13 protein-coding genes are annotated in these 17486 nt (G+C 39.9%); 9 read left to right on the top strand and 4 right to left on the bottom strand.

Annotation, left to right across the window (positions count from 1 at the left end; all coding sequences use genetic code 11):
* Positions 1-129: 129 nt before the first annotated feature.
* Positions 130-2373, bottom strand: a complete 2244-nt coding sequence (locus INP94_RS10560; RefSeq protein ID WP_197543604.1) for a nitric-oxide reductase large subunit — start codon at positions 2371-2373, stop codon at positions 130-132.
* 242 nt (positions 2374-2615) lie between these two features.
* Entirely contained in the window at positions 2616-4007 is a 1392-nt protein-coding gene (ffh, locus tag INP94_RS10555; protein WP_197543603.1) for a signal recognition particle protein, read from the bottom strand.
* 139 nt (positions 4008-4146) lie between these two features.
* On the opposite strand from ffh, the gene INP94_RS10550 reads away from it, so the two are divergent.
* The 3 genes from INP94_RS10550 (at position 4147) to selD (ending at position 7379) form a co-directional block, all read left to right on the top strand.
* Entirely contained in the window at positions 4147-4932 is a 786-nt protein-coding gene (locus tag INP94_RS10550; RefSeq protein WP_197543602.1) for a cytochrome C assembly family protein, read from the top strand.
* Positions 4933-5010: 78 nt separating this feature from the next.
* A complete protein-coding gene (locus tag INP94_RS10545) occupies positions 5011-6279 on the top strand; it encodes an HlyC/CorC family transporter (protein ID WP_197544306.1) in 1269 nt (422 codons plus the stop codon).
* A 62-nt stretch (positions 6280-6341) separates the two neighbouring features.
* Complete coding sequence (selD, locus tag INP94_RS10540) at positions 6342-7379, top strand: selenide, water dikinase SelD (protein ID WP_197543601.1); 1038 nt, start codon at positions 6342-6344, stop codon at positions 7377-7379.
* Between the two features lie 47 nt (positions 7380-7426).
* On the opposite strand, the gene INP94_RS10535 is transcribed toward selD, so the two are convergent.
* On the bottom strand, positions 7427-9244 hold the full coding sequence (locus INP94_RS10535; protein ID WP_197543600.1) for an AMP-dependent synthetase/ligase: 1818 nt from the start codon (positions 9242-9244) through the stop codon (positions 7427-7429).
* 261 nt (positions 9245-9505) lie between these two features.
* Between INP94_RS10535 and INP94_RS10530 the strand changes: the two genes are divergently transcribed.
* Positions 9506-10060 (top strand): flavin reductase family protein, encoded by a 555-nt coding sequence (locus tag INP94_RS10530; protein WP_005698447.1) that lies wholly within the window; start codon positions 9506-9508, stop codon positions 10058-10060.
* 65 nt (positions 10061-10125) lie between these two features.
* Here INP94_RS10530 and gap read toward each other — a convergent pair whose 3' ends face one another.
* Positions 10126-11145, bottom strand: coding sequence for a type I glyceraldehyde-3-phosphate dehydrogenase (gene gap / locus INP94_RS10525; protein ID WP_005698362.1), 1020 nt, complete (start codon positions 11143-11145; stop codon positions 10126-10128).
* Positions 11146-11362: 217 nt separating this feature from the next.
* On the opposite strand from gap, the gene gmk reads away from it, so the two are divergent.
* The 5 genes from gmk to murI all read left to right on the top strand — a co-directional run bounded on the left by gmk (position 11363) and on the right by murI (position 17414).
* Positions 11363-11989, top strand: coding sequence for a guanylate kinase (gene gmk, locus INP94_RS10520; RefSeq protein WP_049371920.1), 627 nt, complete (start codon positions 11363-11365; stop codon positions 11987-11989).
* Positions 11990-12048: 59 nt separating this feature from the next.
* Positions 12049-12315 (top strand): DNA-directed RNA polymerase subunit omega, encoded by a 267-nt coding sequence (rpoZ, locus tag INP94_RS10515; RefSeq protein WP_049372912.1) that lies wholly within the window; start codon positions 12049-12051, stop codon positions 12313-12315.
* Between the two features lie 75 nt (positions 12316-12390).
* Complete coding sequence (gene spoT / locus INP94_RS10510) at positions 12391-14511, top strand: bifunctional GTP diphosphokinase/guanosine-3',5'-bis pyrophosphate 3'-pyrophosphohydrolase (RefSeq protein ID WP_197543599.1); 2121 nt, start codon at positions 12391-12393, stop codon at positions 14509-14511.
* Positions 14511-16592, top strand: coding sequence for an ATP-dependent DNA helicase RecG (gene recG, locus INP94_RS10505; protein WP_197543598.1), 2082 nt, complete (start codon positions 14511-14513; stop codon positions 16590-16592). Before spoT ends, recG begins: the two co-directional genes overlap by 1 nt.
* Before the next feature lie 30 nt (positions 16593-16622).
* The gene (murI, locus tag INP94_RS10500) at positions 16623-17414 is read left to right on the top strand and encodes a glutamate racemase (RefSeq protein WP_197543597.1); all 792 of its coding nucleotides are present in this window, start codon (positions 16623-16625) and stop codon (positions 17412-17414) included.
* Positions 17415-17486: the final 72 nt, after the last annotated feature.

Raw genomic sequence — 17486 nt, 5'->3', positions numbered from 1 at the left:
GAATTTAATCATACTTAAAAGAAGGTAAATGATTTGATAGAGATCAAAGTGCGGTTAGAAATTTAACGAATTTTTCACAAATAAAAAGCGGCTAATTACTTAGCCGCTTTTGCATGAGCATAAATTTAATTATGCTGCTTTTTTCGGTTTAAAGAATACCATCGTAAAGATTTGCCAGAAGAAAGCGAGTGCACCGAAGATGAAGACAATGTCGCCACCGAAACGAACCCAACGTAGGGTATCGAATAGAGGTTGTTGCATAAATTCTTCACTACGTGCATACCATAAGCCTTCAGAGATACTTGCATAACCTTGAATAACACCGATTGGTAGTAAGCTTGATACGATCATTAATACTAAACCGCCATTTAATAACCAGAAGCCCCATTTCATTAACTTGTCATTAAATGGTGTATCTGGGCGTAAGTAACGCGCGATTAAGAAAACGAAGCCTAATGCTAAGAAACCGTATACACCGAATAATGCAGCGTGAGCATGAACGGCAGTGGTGTTCAAGCCTTGGATATAGTAAAGCGAAATTGGTGGATTGATTAAGAAACCAAATACGCCAGCACCTAACATATTCCAGAACGCTACAGCTACGAAGCAGTAAAGAGGCCATTTTAAACGGTCCATCCAAGGTGTTTTTTGTTGCATTGCCCAGTGTTCCCAAGCTTCATGACCTAATAACACTAATGGAACCACTTCAAGCGCAGAGAATGATGCACCTACTGCGATAATTGGAGTGGTTGCACCTGCGAAGTATAAGTGGTGGAAAGTACCAGGGATACCACCGATTAAGAATAACGCCGCTTCAGTAATGGTTGCCACAGTTGCAGTACGACGTGAAACTAAACCTAAACTTACAAAAATGAATGAGAGTGCCGCTACAGAGAATACTTCAAAGAAGCCTTCTACCCATAGGTGAACTACCCACCAACGCCAGTATTCCATCACAGAAATGTGAGTGTGCTCGCCATAGAATAATGCTGGGCCATAGAATAAACCGATCGCAATTACTGAGGCGAAGAATAATGCCAATAAGTTTTTATCACCAGGTTGTTTGAATGCATTCACTGTGCCGCGAAGCATTAAGACTAACCAGAATAAGATGCCTGCGAATTTCACTGCTTGCCAGAAACGACCTAAGTCAATGAATTCATAGCCTTGGTGACCAAACATGAAGCTCCATTCTTCAGGGAGAATATGCGCAATCGCTAAGTAGCTACCTGTGAATGAACCGACGACTAATACCACTAATGCCCAGTAAAGAACATCCACACCCAATTTTTGGAATTTCGGATCTTTACCGCCATTAATGATTGGTGCAAGGAATAAACCACCGGCTAAGAATGCCATTGCAATCCAGAATAAGGCTGCTTGAATATGCCATGTACGCACTAATGAATATGGGAAGTATTGCGAAATATCAATACCATAGAATTCCTGCCCCTCAACTGTGTAGTGTGCTACAACCGCACCTAATGTGACTTGCAATACGAAAAGAGCAAGCACAGTAAAGAGGTATTTACCTAACGCACGTTGAGAAGGAGTAAGTTGTAATTTTGTGAGTGGATCGAACTCTGGCATTGGTGGTTCTTTTTCGTCTTCACGTTTTTTGAATGACCAAATCCATACCACGAAACCAATACCCGCAATGAGGAATACCACACTCGCAATAGACCAAATGACGTTTTCTGGTGTTGGCACGTTATTAATTAACGGCTCGTGTGGCCAGTTGTTGGTGTAACTTGCGTGAGTATTTGGACGTTCAGCAGATGCAGTCCATGCGGTCCAGAAGAAGAATTTAGCTAAGTCTTTACGAGCTTGTAAATCAGGAAGAGTATTATCCTTCATCGCAAAGTGTTCACGAGTCACTTTGGTTGCAGGATCATCACCGTATAAAGAGATGTAGTATTGTGCTGTTTTTTCCATTGCCGCTAAACGGGTGTTTGAAAGCACAACGGTACCGTTTTCAACTTTGCTACCACGATATTCTTTGGTTAGACGCGCTTTTAATAACGTTTGTTGTTCATCATTTAAATCAGCGAAGTTTTTACCAAATTCTTGATTCGCGGTAATATCCAACCAGTTAGTTAATTCACGGTGAAGCCAATCTGCCGTCCAGTCTGGTGCTTGGTATGCACCGTGGCCCCAAACAGAACCCACTTGCATACCACCAGTGGTTTGCCAAGCGGTTTGACCATGTAAAATATCATCGTGAGTAATCACTTTTTCGCCAGATTCAGAAACATATTGTTGCGGAATTGGTGGTGCTTCACGATAAACCTCGAACCCGTAGTAGCCGAGAATGGAGAATGCCCCAATCAATACGGCGACTAATAGGTACCAGAACTTTTTATACTGTCCCATTTTATCACTCCTAGATTATTAGAAAATACGATGCCTTGATGGTTAGTTATTCCGAGAATAGCCATCAAGAGCTAGATTTTACGCTAAGTAAAATACTTGAGCAATTATATCGACTATCGATTGATGAAAATATTACCTAAAACTGAGTAATTTAATCGGGTAATAGGAAATGCTGAATAAAAAGATAAAAAATATGGTCAAAAACCTATTGATTTTTGACCGCACTTTATTTGAAGAAGGGATTAACGTTTAAACATACCACCTAAACCACCAAGGCCACCTAAGCCGCCTCCACCCATTAAGCCTTGCATACCGCGCATCATCTTCGCCATGCCACCTTTGCGCATTTTCTTCATCATACGCTGCATTTCGTCAAATTGTTTCAGCAGCTTATTCACATCTTGAACTTGAGTGCCAGAACCTAATGCAATACGACGACGGCGAGCTCCTTTGATAATATCTGGATTGGCACGCTCTTTTAAGGTCATGGAATTAATGATGGCTTCCATTTTGATAAACATTTTGTCATCCACTTGATTTTTGACATGATCCGGTAAGTTTTTCGCACCCGGTAATTTTTCAAGCATTGACATCATGCCGCCCATTTTTTTCATCTCACGGAGCTGTTCACGGAAATCGTCTAAGGTGAAATCATCACCTTTCTTGAATTTCTGTGCCATTTTTTCCGCTTTTTCGCGATCCACAGAACGTTCCAGATCCTCGATAAGGGAAAGTACATCGCCCATACCTAAAATACGCGACGCTACGCGATCAGGATGGAATGGCTCAAGGGCTTCTGTTTTTTCGCCCACACCAAGGAATTTAATCGGTTTGCCGGTGATTTGACGAATAGATAAAGCCGCACCGCCACGCGCATCACCATCCACTTTGGTTAAGATAACCCCGGTAAGTGGCAAGGCTTCGTTGAAGGCTTTAGCTGTATTTGCCGCATCTTGACCGGTCATTGCATCAACGGTGAAAAGCGTTTCAATTGGATTTAATGTCGCATGAACTTGCTTGATTTCATCCATCATCTCGCTATCAACGTGTAAGCGACCCGCGGTATCCACGATTAATACATCGTAGAATTTGAGTTTCGCGTCAGCAAGTGCCGCTTTTGCAATCTCTACCGGTTTTTGTTTGACATCAGATGGGAAGAAATTCACGCCAACAGATTGTGCTAAGGTTTCAAGCTGTTTGATCGCTGCAGGACGATATACGTCGGCAGAGACCACAAGCACTTTCTTTTTATGACGTTCGCGTAAGAATTTTGCTAATTTACCCACGCTGGTGGTTTTACCCGCACCTTGCAAACCCGCCATTAAAATAACTGCGGGTGGCTGCGTTGCTAAGTTTAAGCTTTCATTGGCTTCACCCATGGCTTTTTCGAGTTCACGTTGAACAATTTTTAAGAACTCTTGGCCTGGTGTTAAGCTTTTATTGACTTCTTCGCCTAATGCGCTTTCTTTTACTTTGGCGATAAATTCACGTACGACAGGCAACGCAACGTCAGCTTCTAATAAAGCCATACGTACTTCGCGTAGGGTTTCTTTAATATTATCTTCAGTTAAGCGACCTTTACCGCTAATGTTGCGTAGCGTTTTGGAAAGGCGATCCGATAAATTCTCAAACATTTTAAATCCTGTTTTTTCTTAAAAAATTGCCGTGATTATACCGAAATTTGGGCGTTTTTCATCATTTCAAATAAAATTATGGCGATCTAGAGAAAAGATCCGTTAAAATAAGAATAATTCCTAGTAAAGAGAACGCATTATGTGGTTTGCCCTTTTTTCGATTATTTTTTACATTCTTAGTCTATTGCTGATCGCTCCATTTTTGATGAACTCATCGGAAGGGAAGTTAAGTCAAAGTAAAATCCCGTTTTTTCTGACCGCACTTGCAGCCATTATTCTGCATGCTGTCAGCACCTTCCCTTTGCTAGAGGATCTTGCTTCAGGACAACGTTTTACATTAATGGGAATCGCGTCCTTAATGAGCGCAGTTATTGCCGGATTGGCGACGCTTTCCATGTTTCTCGTTTCCACAATGTGGTTTGTTTTACCAATCGTGTATGCGTTTTCGATCATTAGCTTGATCTTTGCGACATTCTTATCAAGCCACATCATCCAAATGTTGAATCAGAACACATTGATGTTGTTCCATATTGGCTTATCACTGTTTACCTATGCCGTGTGTTTTATTGCAACGCTTTATGTGATTCAGTTGGTCTGGTTAGATCGCAATTTGAAAAAACGTAAAATTCAATTTTCGCCCGCAATTCCACCATTAATGGCGGTAGAACGTCATTTCTTCTGTTTATTTGCCATGGGTGAAGCATTATTGACGCTAACTTTAATTTCGGGGACTTATCATGTATTACAAGCGGTGACGCCAGAAAATCTGCACAAAGCGATTTTCTCTTTCCTTGCTTGGATTAGTTTTGGTATTGCTTGTTTTGGTCATTGGCGACTGGGATGGCGCGGAAAAAGGATGATTATTTACGCAATTTCAGGTATCATTCTGCTCACAATTGGCTATTTTGGCAGCCGTTTGATTTAATCGAAATCAAAGAACAGGTAAAAAGTGCGGTGAAAATAACCGCACTTTTTGTTGATTAACGAACAAAAGGATTTACCCTTGGACAGTATCCCCCTTAGTACTTTATTTATTACACTCATTATTTGTTTAGTTTTATCAGCCTATTTCTCCGGCTCAGAAACCGGATTACTCTCTCTTAATAAATATCGCCTTCGTTTTATGGCGGAACAAGGTAATAAAGGCGCGCAAAAAGCAGAAAAACTGCTCGAAAAGCCTGATACCTTATTAAGTTTTATTCTGATCTTTAATAACCTTGTTAACATCAGTGCTTCAGCTATTGCAACCATGATTGGTATGCGTTTATATGGCGATGCGGGTGTGGCTATTGCAACAGGTTTATTAACCTTTGTGATGCTTGTTTTTTCTGAAATTTTCCCTAAAACCGTCGCGGCAATGCATCCAGAAAAGGTGGGATTATTTTCAAGCCATATTTTAGTCTTGCTATTAAAAATATTTTATCCGTTGGTTTGGTTAATGAATCTTTTCACGAAGACATTAATGCGAATGGTGGGTTTAAAACCCGATATGCAAAAACAAGTGATTAGTCGTGAAGAACTTCGTAGTATCGTATCGGAAGCAGGAGAAGCTACACCGGATGAACAGCATCCACAAATGTTGCTCTCTATTTTAGATATGGAAACCGTGACGGTTGACGATATCATGGTGCCACGTAATGAAATTGCTGGGATTGATATTGATGACGATTGGAAAGCCATTATGCGCCAGCTTAATCATGCACCACATAACCGAATTGTGTTGTATAAAGGCAGCCTTGATGAGCAAGTATTAGGGATTTTGCGCGTGCGTGAAGCGTTTCGTTTGTTATTAGAAAAAAATGAATTCACCAAAGAAACTTTACTACGTGCCGTCGATGAAGTGTACTTCATTCCAGAAGGGACACCACTGAAAACACAATTAGCGAATTTCCGTACGAAAAAAGAACGTATCGGTTTAGTGGTGGACGAATATGGTGACATTAAAGGATTAGTCACGCTTGAAGATATTTTAGAAGAAATTGTGGGTGATTTTACAACCACTACTGCACCGACTATTGAACAAGAAGTCGTTCAGCAATCTGATGGTTCGATGATTATTGAAGGCTCGGCAAATCTTCGTGATTTGAATAAAATGTTTGGTTGGGAATTAGATACAGAGGATGCACGCACCTTTAATGGTTTGATTCTCGAACATCTTGAGGATATTCCTGATGAAGGAACCGTTTGTGAAATCGATGGCTTACGAATTACTATTTTAGAAGTCAGCGATAATATGATTAAACAAGCAAAAGTAGAGAAATTGGCCTCTTAAATGTGGCTTTTTCTAACCGCTCTTTTGTTTAAGAAGTACGTTATTTTTACAAAGGATTGAATATGACAGATGAGATTCGTTTAACACAATACAGCCACGGCGCAGGTTGAGGTTGTAAAATTTCGCCTAAGGTGTTAGGGACAATTTTACAGACTAAACTCGAAAAATTTGCTGATCCCAATTTATTGGTCGGTAACGAAACAGCGGATGATGCTGCGGTTTATGATCTTGGTAATGGTACTGCAATTATCAGTACCACGGATTTCTTCATGCCGATTGTGGATGATCCTTTTGATTTTGGTCGCATTGCAGCAACCAATGCCATTAGTGATATTTTTGCAATGGGCGGTAAGCCGATTATGGCGATTGCCATTCTAGGCTTCCCGATTAATAAATTGCCGGCAGAAGTGGCACAGAAGATTGTTGATGGTGGCCGTTTTGCTTGTCATCAAGCGGGGATTTCACTGGCTGGTGGACACTCGATTGATGCGCCAGAACCCATTTTTGGTTTAGCGGTAACAGGCGTTATTGCAACGGATCGTGTAAAACGTAATGCCTCAGCAGAAGCAGGGTGTAAGCTTTATTTAACCAAACCATTAGGTATCGGTGTGCTGACTACTGCAGAGAAAAAAGGCAAATTAAAACCAGAACATCAAGGCTTGGCAACGGCAGCCATGTGTCAAATGAACCTGATTGGCAGCCAATTTGCAGAAGTTGCAGGTGTAACCGCCATGACAGATGTAACTGGTTTTGGTTTATTAGGGCACTTAGCTGAAATCTGTGAAGGCTCAAATCTTAATGCGGTTGTGCATTTTGATAAAATCAAATTATTAGATGGCGTAGCAGATTACATTGCAGAAGGTTGTGTACCAGGTGGAACCAACCGTAATTTTGAAAGCTATGGTCATAAAATCGGCCCTCTTACCGATTATCAAAGGGCGGTACTTTGCGATCCACAAACTTCAGGTGGTTTGTTGATTGCGGTTAAACCAGAAAGTGAAGCGGAAATTTTAGAGATTGCGAAAAAAGCCGGTATTGAGCTTAGTGAGGTAGGCGTATTGAAACCTCGTCAAGCAGGCGTACTAGTAGAAGTCGAATAAATGGCTTTAGTGAAAATAAAAAGTGCGGTGAAAATTCACCGCCTTTTTTATTCTTTATTTTCCTTATTTTCTTTGTTGTTGGAATACATTGAGTCAATAATATGACGATAGCGTTCCATAATCACTTTTCGACGTAATTTGAGCGTAGGGGTGATTTCACCAAGTTTTACACTAAATGCTTGAGAGAGTAGCGTAAATTTCTTCACTTGTTCGAAGTGCGCCAATTCTTTTTGGAGGCTTTCGATGCGCTTCTCAAACATTTTAATAATTTCAGAGTGTTTGAGTAATTCCATGCGATCTTGATACTTAATATTCAGTTTTTTCGCATATTCTTCTACGCTATCAAAACAAGGCACGATTAGGGCTGAAACATATTTTTTGGCATCGGCAATAATCGCAATTTGTTCGATAAATTTATCTTTACCGATTTTACCTTCGATATATTGTGGAGCAATGTATTTGCCGTTAGAGGTTTTCATCAATTCTTTAATACGATCGGTAATAAATAAATTACCTTCAGCATCAAACTCACCGGCATCTCCCGTTTTCAAGAAACCATCTTCGGTGAAGGCTTGGGCAGTTTCTTCAGGCTTTTTATAGTAACCCTTCATTACCATACCGCCACGAACCAGAATTTCGTTATTTTCCCCAATTTTAACTTCGGCATTTGGCATTAATTTACCAATAGAATTCGGATTAAAATGATGGTCATCCCAGCAAGAAATGGTGGCCGTGGTTTCAGTCATACCATAACCGAGTTTGATGTTAATCCCAATGCTGTGGAAGAAAAGACCAATGGTTGGTTCTAATTTTGCGCCACCGCAGGGCATCATTTTAATGCGTCCGCCTAATAATGAACGTAATTTAGAAAGTACCAGTTTATCGGCAAGCGCATAACGTTTTTGCAAGAAGAACGGGACTTTTTTATTTTGAGAGAGAAGATCAAAACGTTTTTGCCCCACTGCAATCGCCCAATGGAAAATCATCTGACGAATAAAAGGGGCTTTTTGTACTTTATCAAGCACAGCAGAATAAATTTTTTCATAGAAACGCGGTACCGCACACATAAAGGTCGGGCGTACTTCTGTCAATGTTTCACGTACTTGATTGGTATCTTCGAGATAACAAAGGATTGCTCCACGATGTAACACATAGGCAACCCAAGCTCGCTCAAAAATATGGCTAAATGGTAAAAAAGAAAGTGAAACCTCATCTTGATTAACATCTAATGCAATATCATGGGCTTCAAGTTGATGCGCTAAGTTACTGTAATCAAGCATTACGCCTTTCGGTTCACCTGTTGTGCCTGATGTGTAGATGATTGTGAATAAATCATCCATCGTTTTACTTGCTAAACGAGTTTCAAATTCAGTTTGGAATTCTTCTGTACCTAATTGAATTAAATCGTCCCAATGGCAAGAAAGTGTAGTTTCAGTCAATTGAATCTGTTCTTTCATGGCCACAATTTTTTGTAATTGTGGACACTGATGTGCAATTTCTAACGCTTGATCATATTGTTCTTGATCACCAACAAACAGAATTTTAACATCGGCATGATTTAAAATAAATTCGGCTTGTTGTGCCGTATTGGTTGCATAAATGGGAACGGTAATAGCACGGACTTGAAGGGCTGCAATATCTGCGATTGTCCAGCGTGACATATTGTGCGCAAAAATCGCAATTTTATCTTGTACTTGAATATTGCAAGCAAGAAAAGCTAATGAAAGCTGATCAAGCTGTTGTTGGAATGCGTTCCATGAAATATCTTTCCACAAGCCATTAATTTTATGGCGAAGTGCGGTTGCATTTTGACGAGTTTTTGCCTGCTGGCGAATTCGATTGACGAAATGACGTTCTAAATTCATATAAGCCTTATTTGAGCGAACAAGTGTGCGCTAATATAAACGAAATAAATTTAAAAGCTAGAGAAATGTTGTTATTTTGTCGATATAGAATAAATAATAGACATTTTGATTTTTCTATTTTTATTCTATATTCTGCCATTAAATTATTAGTCGTAGAGCCTTGTTATATCTAGGTTCTCTATGTTTTACTTATATCTCGGTATCTACTTTGTGAATCTATTTTTTATAGACTAACTAAAACATTAAAAGAAGGAGAATGTTATGCATAGAGAAATCAATCCCGGCGCATTTTATTATGGCTTTCCAGTTATTTTATTATCGACAGCCGATAAAGCTAACCATACCAATATTACGCCAATTTCATCGAGTTGGAGCTTAGGGAAAAATATTGTTATTGGTTTAGTATTAGGAGGAAAAGCGCTTGAGAATCTGAAATCAACAGGGGAGGCGGTGATTAATTTAGTACCTGAGAATTTGATTGATAATATTAGCCGTATTGAAAAACTTTCAGGGAAAACAACACCAAACAAGTTTGAAATAGCAGGTTTAACACCGCAGGAGTCGACTACAGTTGCACCGAAACGAGTATTAGAATGTCCTTTACAAGCTGAAGTAAAAGTTAGTCATATAACAGAGCGTACAGAAGAGAATTATGCGATTGTAGAATTTACGGTGGTGGCATTTCATGGGCAAGATGATGTGCTATTTGATAAGGATCGTATTGATCCAACAAAATGGAAGCCACTTATTTATAATTTCCGTCATTATCAAGGATTAACAGAAACAAAAGGAAAGAATTTTAAAGCCTATTCTTAAAATCCATTACTGGCGATATAAAAAAACCGCTCTAAAAAGAGCGGTTAATTTTTTAGCTATTTTGATTAGCCTTTGTAGTTGTATACGTGTGCAACTAAGTCTAATACTTTGTTTGAGTAACCAGTTTCGTTATCGTACCAAGATACTAATTTAACGAAAGAGTCAGTTAATGCGATACCCGCATCAGCATCAAATACAGAAGTTAAAGCACAACCATTGAAGTCTGTAGAAACTACTGCATCTTCAGTGTAACCTAAAACGCCTTTTAATTCGCCGTTGAAAGTTTTACCTTCAGCTGCATCTTTGATTGCTTGTTTGATTTGTTCGTAAGTTGCTGGTTTTTCTAAGTTTACAGTTAAGTCAACTACAGAAACGTTTGGAGTAGGAACACGGAACGCCATACCAGTTAATTTACCGTTTAATGCTGGTAATACTTTACCTACTGCTTTTGCTGCACCGGTAGATGAAGGGATGATGTTTTGTGATGCACCACGACCACCGCGCCAGTCTTTAGCTGATGGGCCATCAACAGTTTTTTGAGTTGCTGTGGTTGCGTGAACAGTAGTCATTAAACCATCTTTGATACCGAAGGTTTCGTGAACAACACGTGCTAAAGGTGCTAAACAGTTTGTTGTACAAGATGCGTTAGACACAATATCTTGACCTGCGTATGCACCGAAGTTTACACCACGTACGAACATTGGTGTGCTATCTTTAGAAGGACCTGTTAATACGACTTTTTTCGCACCAGCAGTGATGTGTTTGCGTGCTGTTTCATCAGTTAAGAATAAACCTGTTGCTTCAACTGCAACATCAACGCCGATCGCACCCCAGTTAAGGTTTGCAGGATCACGTTCAGAAGTAACACGGATAGTTTTACCGTTTACAACTAAGTTACCGTCTTTAACTTCAACAGTACCGTCAAAACGACCGTGAGTTGAATCGTATTTCAACATGTAAGCCATGTATTCAACGTCGATTAAGTCGTTAATACCTACAACTTCGATGTCATCACGTTGTTGTGCTGCACGGAATACGATACGACCGATACGGCCGAAACCGTTGATACCAATTTTAATAGCCATAAGATTTTCACCTTCTATTTTTAAGTTAAACAAAATCGTTGCTCTAACGAGTTCTTTCGGATTATAGCACGGGCATTTTGATAAAAAAAAGGGTATATACCACTTTTTTGTGATCTCGATCACTTTTTAACGAGGAGGAAAAACAAATGAAATTTTGACCGCACTTTTCATTTTCTTTTTGTATAATAAAAACAAACAACAAGAAGAGGTTTGAATTATGTCTCAAGGTAATTTATATATTCTTTCTGCACCAAGTGGGGCGGGCAAGTCATCATTAATTTCAGCATTATTAGAGAAAAATCAAGGCACGAAAAAAATGGTGTCGATTTCACATACAACACGTTCACCTCGCCCAGGCGAAAGTCATGGTGTGCATTATTATTTTGTTTCCGTAGAAGAATTTGAGCGTTTAATTGAAAAAGGCCATTTCTTAGAATATGCAAAAGTGTTTGGTGGCAATTATTACGGCACTTCATTACCAGCAATTGAAGAAAACTTAGCAAAAGGCATTGATGTGTTTTTAGATATTGATTGGCAAGGTGCGCAGCAAATTCGTCAAAAGGTACCTTCTGTAAAAAGTATTTTTATTTTGCCACCGTCATTGCCTGAATTAGAACGTCGTTTGATTGGACGCGGACAGGATAGTAAAGAGGTGATTGCTGAACGAATGTCAAAAGCAATCAGTGAAATTTCCCATTATAATGAATATGATTACGTTATTGTGAATGATAATTTTGAGCAGGCATTGGCAGATTTGCAAAGTATTTTACAGGCAGAGCGCTTGACCAAAGCTTATCAACAAACAGAAAATGCAGACTTAATTCACCAGCTACTAGCAAAATAACCTTGAATTGAGTACAATATTTCCCCTTATAGACATTATTTTTAACATCGGAGTAAAACATGGCTCGAGTGACTGTGCAAGATGCAGTAGAAAAAATTGGTAACCGTTTTGATTTAATTTTAACCGCCGCTCGTCGTGCGAGACAATTAGAGCTACATCAAAGTGAGCCGTTAGTGCCAGAAGATAACGATAAACCAACTGTCATTGCATTACGTGAAATTGAAAAAGGGTTAATCAACCAAGAAATCATGGATGCAAAAGAGTATTTAGATGCAGCAGCTTCTCAACGTAATGAAGAAGTGGCAGTGGCGTTAATCACAGAATAATCTCATTAAAGTGCGGTCAAAATTAAGCTTATTTTGGCCGCCTAGTCTTTCTCTCTACAAAAAGTCAGGTGTCCTTTGGAATTGTTTGCCAATTTAGATCGAATTATTCAGGGGTATTTGCCCGCCGATAAAATTGAATTAATCAAACGTGCATTCGTCATTGCGCGAGATGCTCACGAAGGACAATTTCGCTCAAGTGGCGAACCTTACATTACGCACCCAGTTGCAGTGGCTTCAATCATTGCGGAAATGCATTTAGACCATGAAGCTGTCATGGCTGCATTATTGCATGATGTTATCGAAGATACCCCTTATACCGAATCCCAATTAAAAGATGAGTTTGGCGCTAGCGTAGCCGAAATTGTAGATGGCGTATCTAAACTGGATAAATTGAAATTCCGTACCCGCCAAGAAGCACAGGTTGAAAACTTCCGTAAAATGATTTTAGCGATGACTCGAGATATTCGTGTCGTCTTAATCAAACTGGCTGACCGTACCCATAATATGCGAACACTGGGCTCATTACGTCCAGATAAACGTCGTCGCATTGCAAAAGAGACCCTAGAGATTTACTGTCCATTAGCCCATCGTTTAGGCATTGAGCATATCAAAAATGAATTAGAAGATTTATCTTTTGAAGCCATGCATCCTCGCCGTTATGAAGTGCTTAAAAAATTCGTCGAACAGGCACGTGGTTCTCGTCAGGAGTTGATCCAACGTATTTCTAATGATATCTCACAACGTCTTGAAAATGCGGGTATTCCAAGTCGTATTTGGGGTCGAGAAAAACATCTCTATAAAATCTACCAAAAAATGCGCATGAAAGATCAGAAATTCCATTCAATTATGGATATCTATGCTTTCCGTGTCATTGTGAATTCAGTTGATGATTGCTATCGCGGATTGGGACAAATGCATAGTTTGTATAAGCCTCGCCCAGGCAAGGTGAAAGATTATATTGCTGTGCCACGTGCAAATGGCTACCAAGCGCTACAAACCTCAATGATTGGTCCTCATGGAGTGCCTGTGGAAGTTCACTTGCAAACTGAAGAGATGGAACAGGTTGCTGAAATGGGAATTACCGCCCATTGGGTGTATAAAGAAGGTGGTAAAAACGATAGCACCACCGCTCAAGTCCGCGCACAACGTTGGTTACAAAGCCTGGTGGATATTCAACAAAACGTGGGTAACTCCTTCGAGTTTATTGAGAATGTCAAATCAGAGTTTTTCCCGAAAGAAATTTATGTCTTTACGCCGAAAGGTCGCATCGTGGAATTGCCAATGGGCGCAACAGCTGTCGATTTTGCTTATGCCGTGCATTCTGATGTGGGAAATCATTGTGTTGCGGCAGTAGTAGAGCATAAACCTTATCCATTATCGCAAGCCTTAGAATCTGGTCAAACTGTTGAGATTGTGACCAGTGAAAACGCTCACCCAAGCGTTAGTTGGTTAAACTTTGTGGTGACCGCTCGAGCAAGAACCCGTATTCGTCATTTCTTAAAATTATTGCGTGCAGATGATGCGGTTCAAACAGGCAAAAAACAGTTAGAAATGGCGTTGAAACCACATTATCTCTCAGAGGTTTCTGAAGATAAAATCCAAGCAGTACTGAATGAATTAAATCTCTCAAGCCTCAATGAGCTTTTTGTAGAAATTGGTGTCGGCAATCAAATGTCAAGTGTCATTGCCCATCAATTAATGGATGAAGCCATTGAAATTGATGTGGATGGCGTTTCTGAAAATACGCAAAGCACACTAACATTGAGCCGAGATGGTGAAATGAAAGCGTCTTTCGCTCAATGTTGTCATCCAATTCCGGGTGATCCGATCGTGGCATTAAGCACAGCGAAGAAAGGTGTGGTTGTTCATCATCAAGCTTGTTCTAATTTAACGTCAAGCAATACCAAAGATTTCACTGCTGCGAAATGGGAAGAGTCTGAAAGTGCGGTCAATTTTGATGCCGAATTACACATTGAAATGCTTAATGAACAAAATGTATTAGGTAGTCTTATGACAGCAGTCACGACTTGCGAAAGTAATATTCAAAGTATTTGGACTGAAGAATTAGAGAATAATGTGCTATTGGTCATTATCCAAGTCGGCGCAAGAGATATCTATCATTTAGAAAACATTATGCGAAAAATCAAACAAATTACCAGTGTGATTCGTTTGAAGCGCAATATTAATGAAGCATAATGAGCACACAACTTCTCGATGCCGTTCCTTTAACCACTTTATCGGGTGTAGGTGCGGCAATCTCCGATAAATTAAGCCGTATTGGAATTCATAATCTCCAAGACTTGCTTTTTCATTTACCTATCCGTTATGAAGATCGCACGAGAATTACGCCTATTGCCGATCTTCGCCCTGAACAATATGCCACCATTGAAGGTATTGTCCAAACCTGTGAAGTTGCCTTTGGGCGCCGTCCTATTTTAACCGTAAGTCTCTCTGATGGAACAAGCAAAATTATGCTTCGTTTCTTCAATTTTAATGCAGGGATGAAAAATAGTTTTCAGATTGGTACGCGCGTCAAAGCATTTGGTGAAATTAAACGCGGGCGTTTTATGGCGGAAATTCATCATCCTGAGTATCAAATTATACGGGATAATGCGCCATTGGTTTTAGAGGAAACGCTCACACCAATTTATTCCACAACAGAAGGTTTAAAACAAAATTCATTACGTAAGCTAACCGATCAAGCATTGGCTTTACTCGATAAAATCCAATTGACGGAAATTTTACCTAATGAATTTAATCCACATCCTTTTAGCCTAAAGGATGCGATTCGATTTTTGCATCGTCCACCGCCAGATATCTCATTAGATATTTTGGAGAAAGGACAGCATCCGGCACAACAACGACTTATCTTTGAAGAACTTTTAGCACACAATCTTGCAATGCAAAAAGTGCGCTTGGGTACGCAGCAGTTTTTAGCGTTGCCATTGCATTATCAAACTGATTTGAAACAACGTTTTCTTGCATCTTTGCCGTTTCAACCAACAAATGCTCAAAATAGAGTGGTGGCAGATATTGAACAGGATTTAGCGAAAGATTATCCAATGATGCGACTTGTTCAAGGTGATGTGGGTTCAGGGAAAACGTTAGTTGCAGCCTTAGCTGCCTTATTAGCGATTGATAATGGCAAACAAGTGGCTTTAATGGCACCAACAGAGATTTTAGCGGAACAGCATGCGAATAATTTCCGCCGTTGGTTAGAGCCTTTCGGTATTGAAGTTGGCTGGTTAGCGGGTAAGGTGAAAGGGAAAGCTCGCCAAGCCGAACTGGAAAAAATTAAGTCCGGTGCGGTACAAATGGTGGTGGGTACGCATGCTTTGTTCCAAGAAGAAGTAGAATTTGCCGATTTAGCCTTGGTAATTATTGATGAACAACATCGCTTTGGCGTACATCAACGTTTAATGTTGCGAGAAAAAGGCGAAAAAGCAGGATTTTATCCCCATCAACTGATTATGACAGCAACACCAATCCCGAGAACGTTAGCGATGACGGTTTATGCCGATCTCGATACGTCGATTATTGACGAATTGCCACCAGGTAGAATGCCGATTACGACAGTTGTTATTTCAGAAGAGCGTCGTGATGAAATCGTTGCTCGAGTAAAAAATGCCTGTATTAATGAAAAACGCCAGGCTTATTGGGTTTGTACGTTAATTGATGAATCTGAAGTGTTAGAGGCGCAAGCAGCAGAGGCTATTTGGGAAGATTTAACGAAAGCGTTGCCGATGCTTAAAATTGGTCTTGTACATGGGCGAATGAAACCGCAAGAAAAACAAGATATTATGGCTGCCTTTAAAAATGCAGAACTCGATTTGCTTGTGGCCACAACCGTGATTGAAGTGGGCGTGGATGTACCGAATGCCAGTCTCATGATTATTGAAAATGCTGAGCGTTTGGGCTTATCACAACTCCATCAGTTACGTGGACGAGTAGGGCGTGGCAGTACGGCTTCTTTTTGTGTCTTAATGTATAAACCGCCGTTGGGTAAAGTTTCGCAAAAACGTTTACAGGTATTGCGTGATAGCCAAGATGGCTTTGTGATTTCAGAGAAAGATTTAGAAATTCGCGGACCTGGTGAAGTGTTGGGCACTAAACAGACGGGTATCGCCGAATTTAAGGTGGCGAATTTAATGCGCGATCGTAAAATGATCCCAACCGTTCAACATTATGCTAAAGCATTAATAGTGAAATATCCGGATGTGGCAGAAAGTTTAATCCGTCGTTGGCTAAATAATCGAGAAATTTATTCGAATGCCTAAAGTGCGGTTATTTTTGAAAGAGTTTTATAAATGAATAAATCAACGGTACTTTTCTTTGATTCTGGAATGGGGGGCTTGAGCGTTTATCGGGAAGCGAAAAAGCTGATGCCCGATAACCATTATTTGTATTGCTTTGACAATGCAGGTTTTCCTTATTCAGAAAAATCAGAAGAAACAATCATTCAGCGAACATTGGATATTTGTAAAAAAATTAATCAGGATTATCCACTTGATGCTATTGTGATTGCTTGTAATACCGCGAGTACTGTGGTGTTACCGCCTTTGCGTGAACAATTTTCTATTCCGATTGTAGGTACTGTGCCAGCTATTAAGCCAGCGGCAGAAATCTCACAAACGAAACATATTGGGCTGTTGGCAACAAAGGGCACGGTTAAACGCCCTTATGTTAGTGATCTTATCCATCAGTTTGCCGCTCATTGTGTCGTTGAACGATTAGGCTCAACTAAACTGGTTGAAATCGCAGAGCATAAAATCCAAGGGAAATCGGTTGATTTGATTGCATTGAAAAATGAATTAAGTCCTTGGGCCTCAATAGAGAATTTGGATACGATTTGTTTAGGTTGTACGCATTTCCCTTTAATTAAAGATGAAATTCAAATTTGCTTACCTCAAGTGAAGAATTTTATGGACCCTGGATTCGCTATTGCCAAGCGGTTGCAGTTCTTACTTGATAAATTAGAAGTGCGGTCAAAATCTGAGGTGAAAAATCAGGTTTTTTGCACGCAAGATGTAGAAAATAAACACCAATTAGAACAAGCATTGGCTCTCTGGGGATTTGATGGCATTATCGTTTTAAAATGATTTTTTCTCGTCATGTTGGTGCGTTTGTAAGCAAATAGCAAAAAAATTTACACTTTTTTACAAAAAGATCTT

This window comes from Haemophilus parainfluenzae, assembly GCF_014931395.1.
GTDB lineage: Bacteria > Pseudomonadota > Gammaproteobacteria > Enterobacterales > Pasteurellaceae > Haemophilus_D.
The sequence above is the reverse complement of the archived record's forward strand: the minus strand, read 5'-3'. Positions and strand labels throughout refer to the sequence as shown.

Bases quoted from the DNA above. Each gene is read 5' to 3' on its own strand.
- murI (WP_197543597.1), top strand. From the start codon at position 16,623: ATGAATAAATCAACGGTACTTTTCTTTGATTCTGGAATGGGGGGCTTG.
- INP94_RS10530 (WP_005698447.1), top strand. From the start codon at position 9,506: ATGCATAGAGAAATCAATCCCGGCGCATTTTATTATGGCTTTCCAGTT.
- INP94_RS10535 (WP_197543600.1), bottom strand. From the start codon at position 9,244: ATGAATTTAGAACGTCATTTCGTCAATCGAATTCGCCAGCAGGCAAAA.
- rpoZ (WP_049372912.1), top strand. From the start codon at position 12,049: ATGGCTCGAGTGACTGTGCAAGATGCAGTAGAAAAAATTGGTAACCGT.
- ffh (WP_197543603.1), bottom strand. From the start codon at position 4,007: ATGTTTGAGAATTTATCGGATCGCCTTTCCAAAACGCTACGCAACATT.
- INP94_RS10550 (WP_197543602.1), top strand. From the start codon at position 4,147: ATGTGGTTTGCCCTTTTTTCGATTATTTTTTACATTCTTAGTCTATTG.
- gmk (WP_049371920.1), top strand. From the start codon at position 11,363: ATGTCTCAAGGTAATTTATATATTCTTTCTGCACCAAGTGGGGCGGGC.
- recG (WP_197543598.1), top strand. From the start codon at position 14,511: ATGAGCACACAACTTCTCGATGCCGTTCCTTTAACCACTTTATCGGGT.
- gap (WP_005698362.1), bottom strand. From the start codon at position 11,145: ATGGCTATTAAAATTGGTATCAACGGTTTCGGCCGTATCGGTCGTATC.
- INP94_RS10560 (WP_197543604.1), bottom strand. From the start codon at position 2,373: ATGGGACAGTATAAAAAGTTCTGGTACCTATTAGTCGCCGTATTGATT.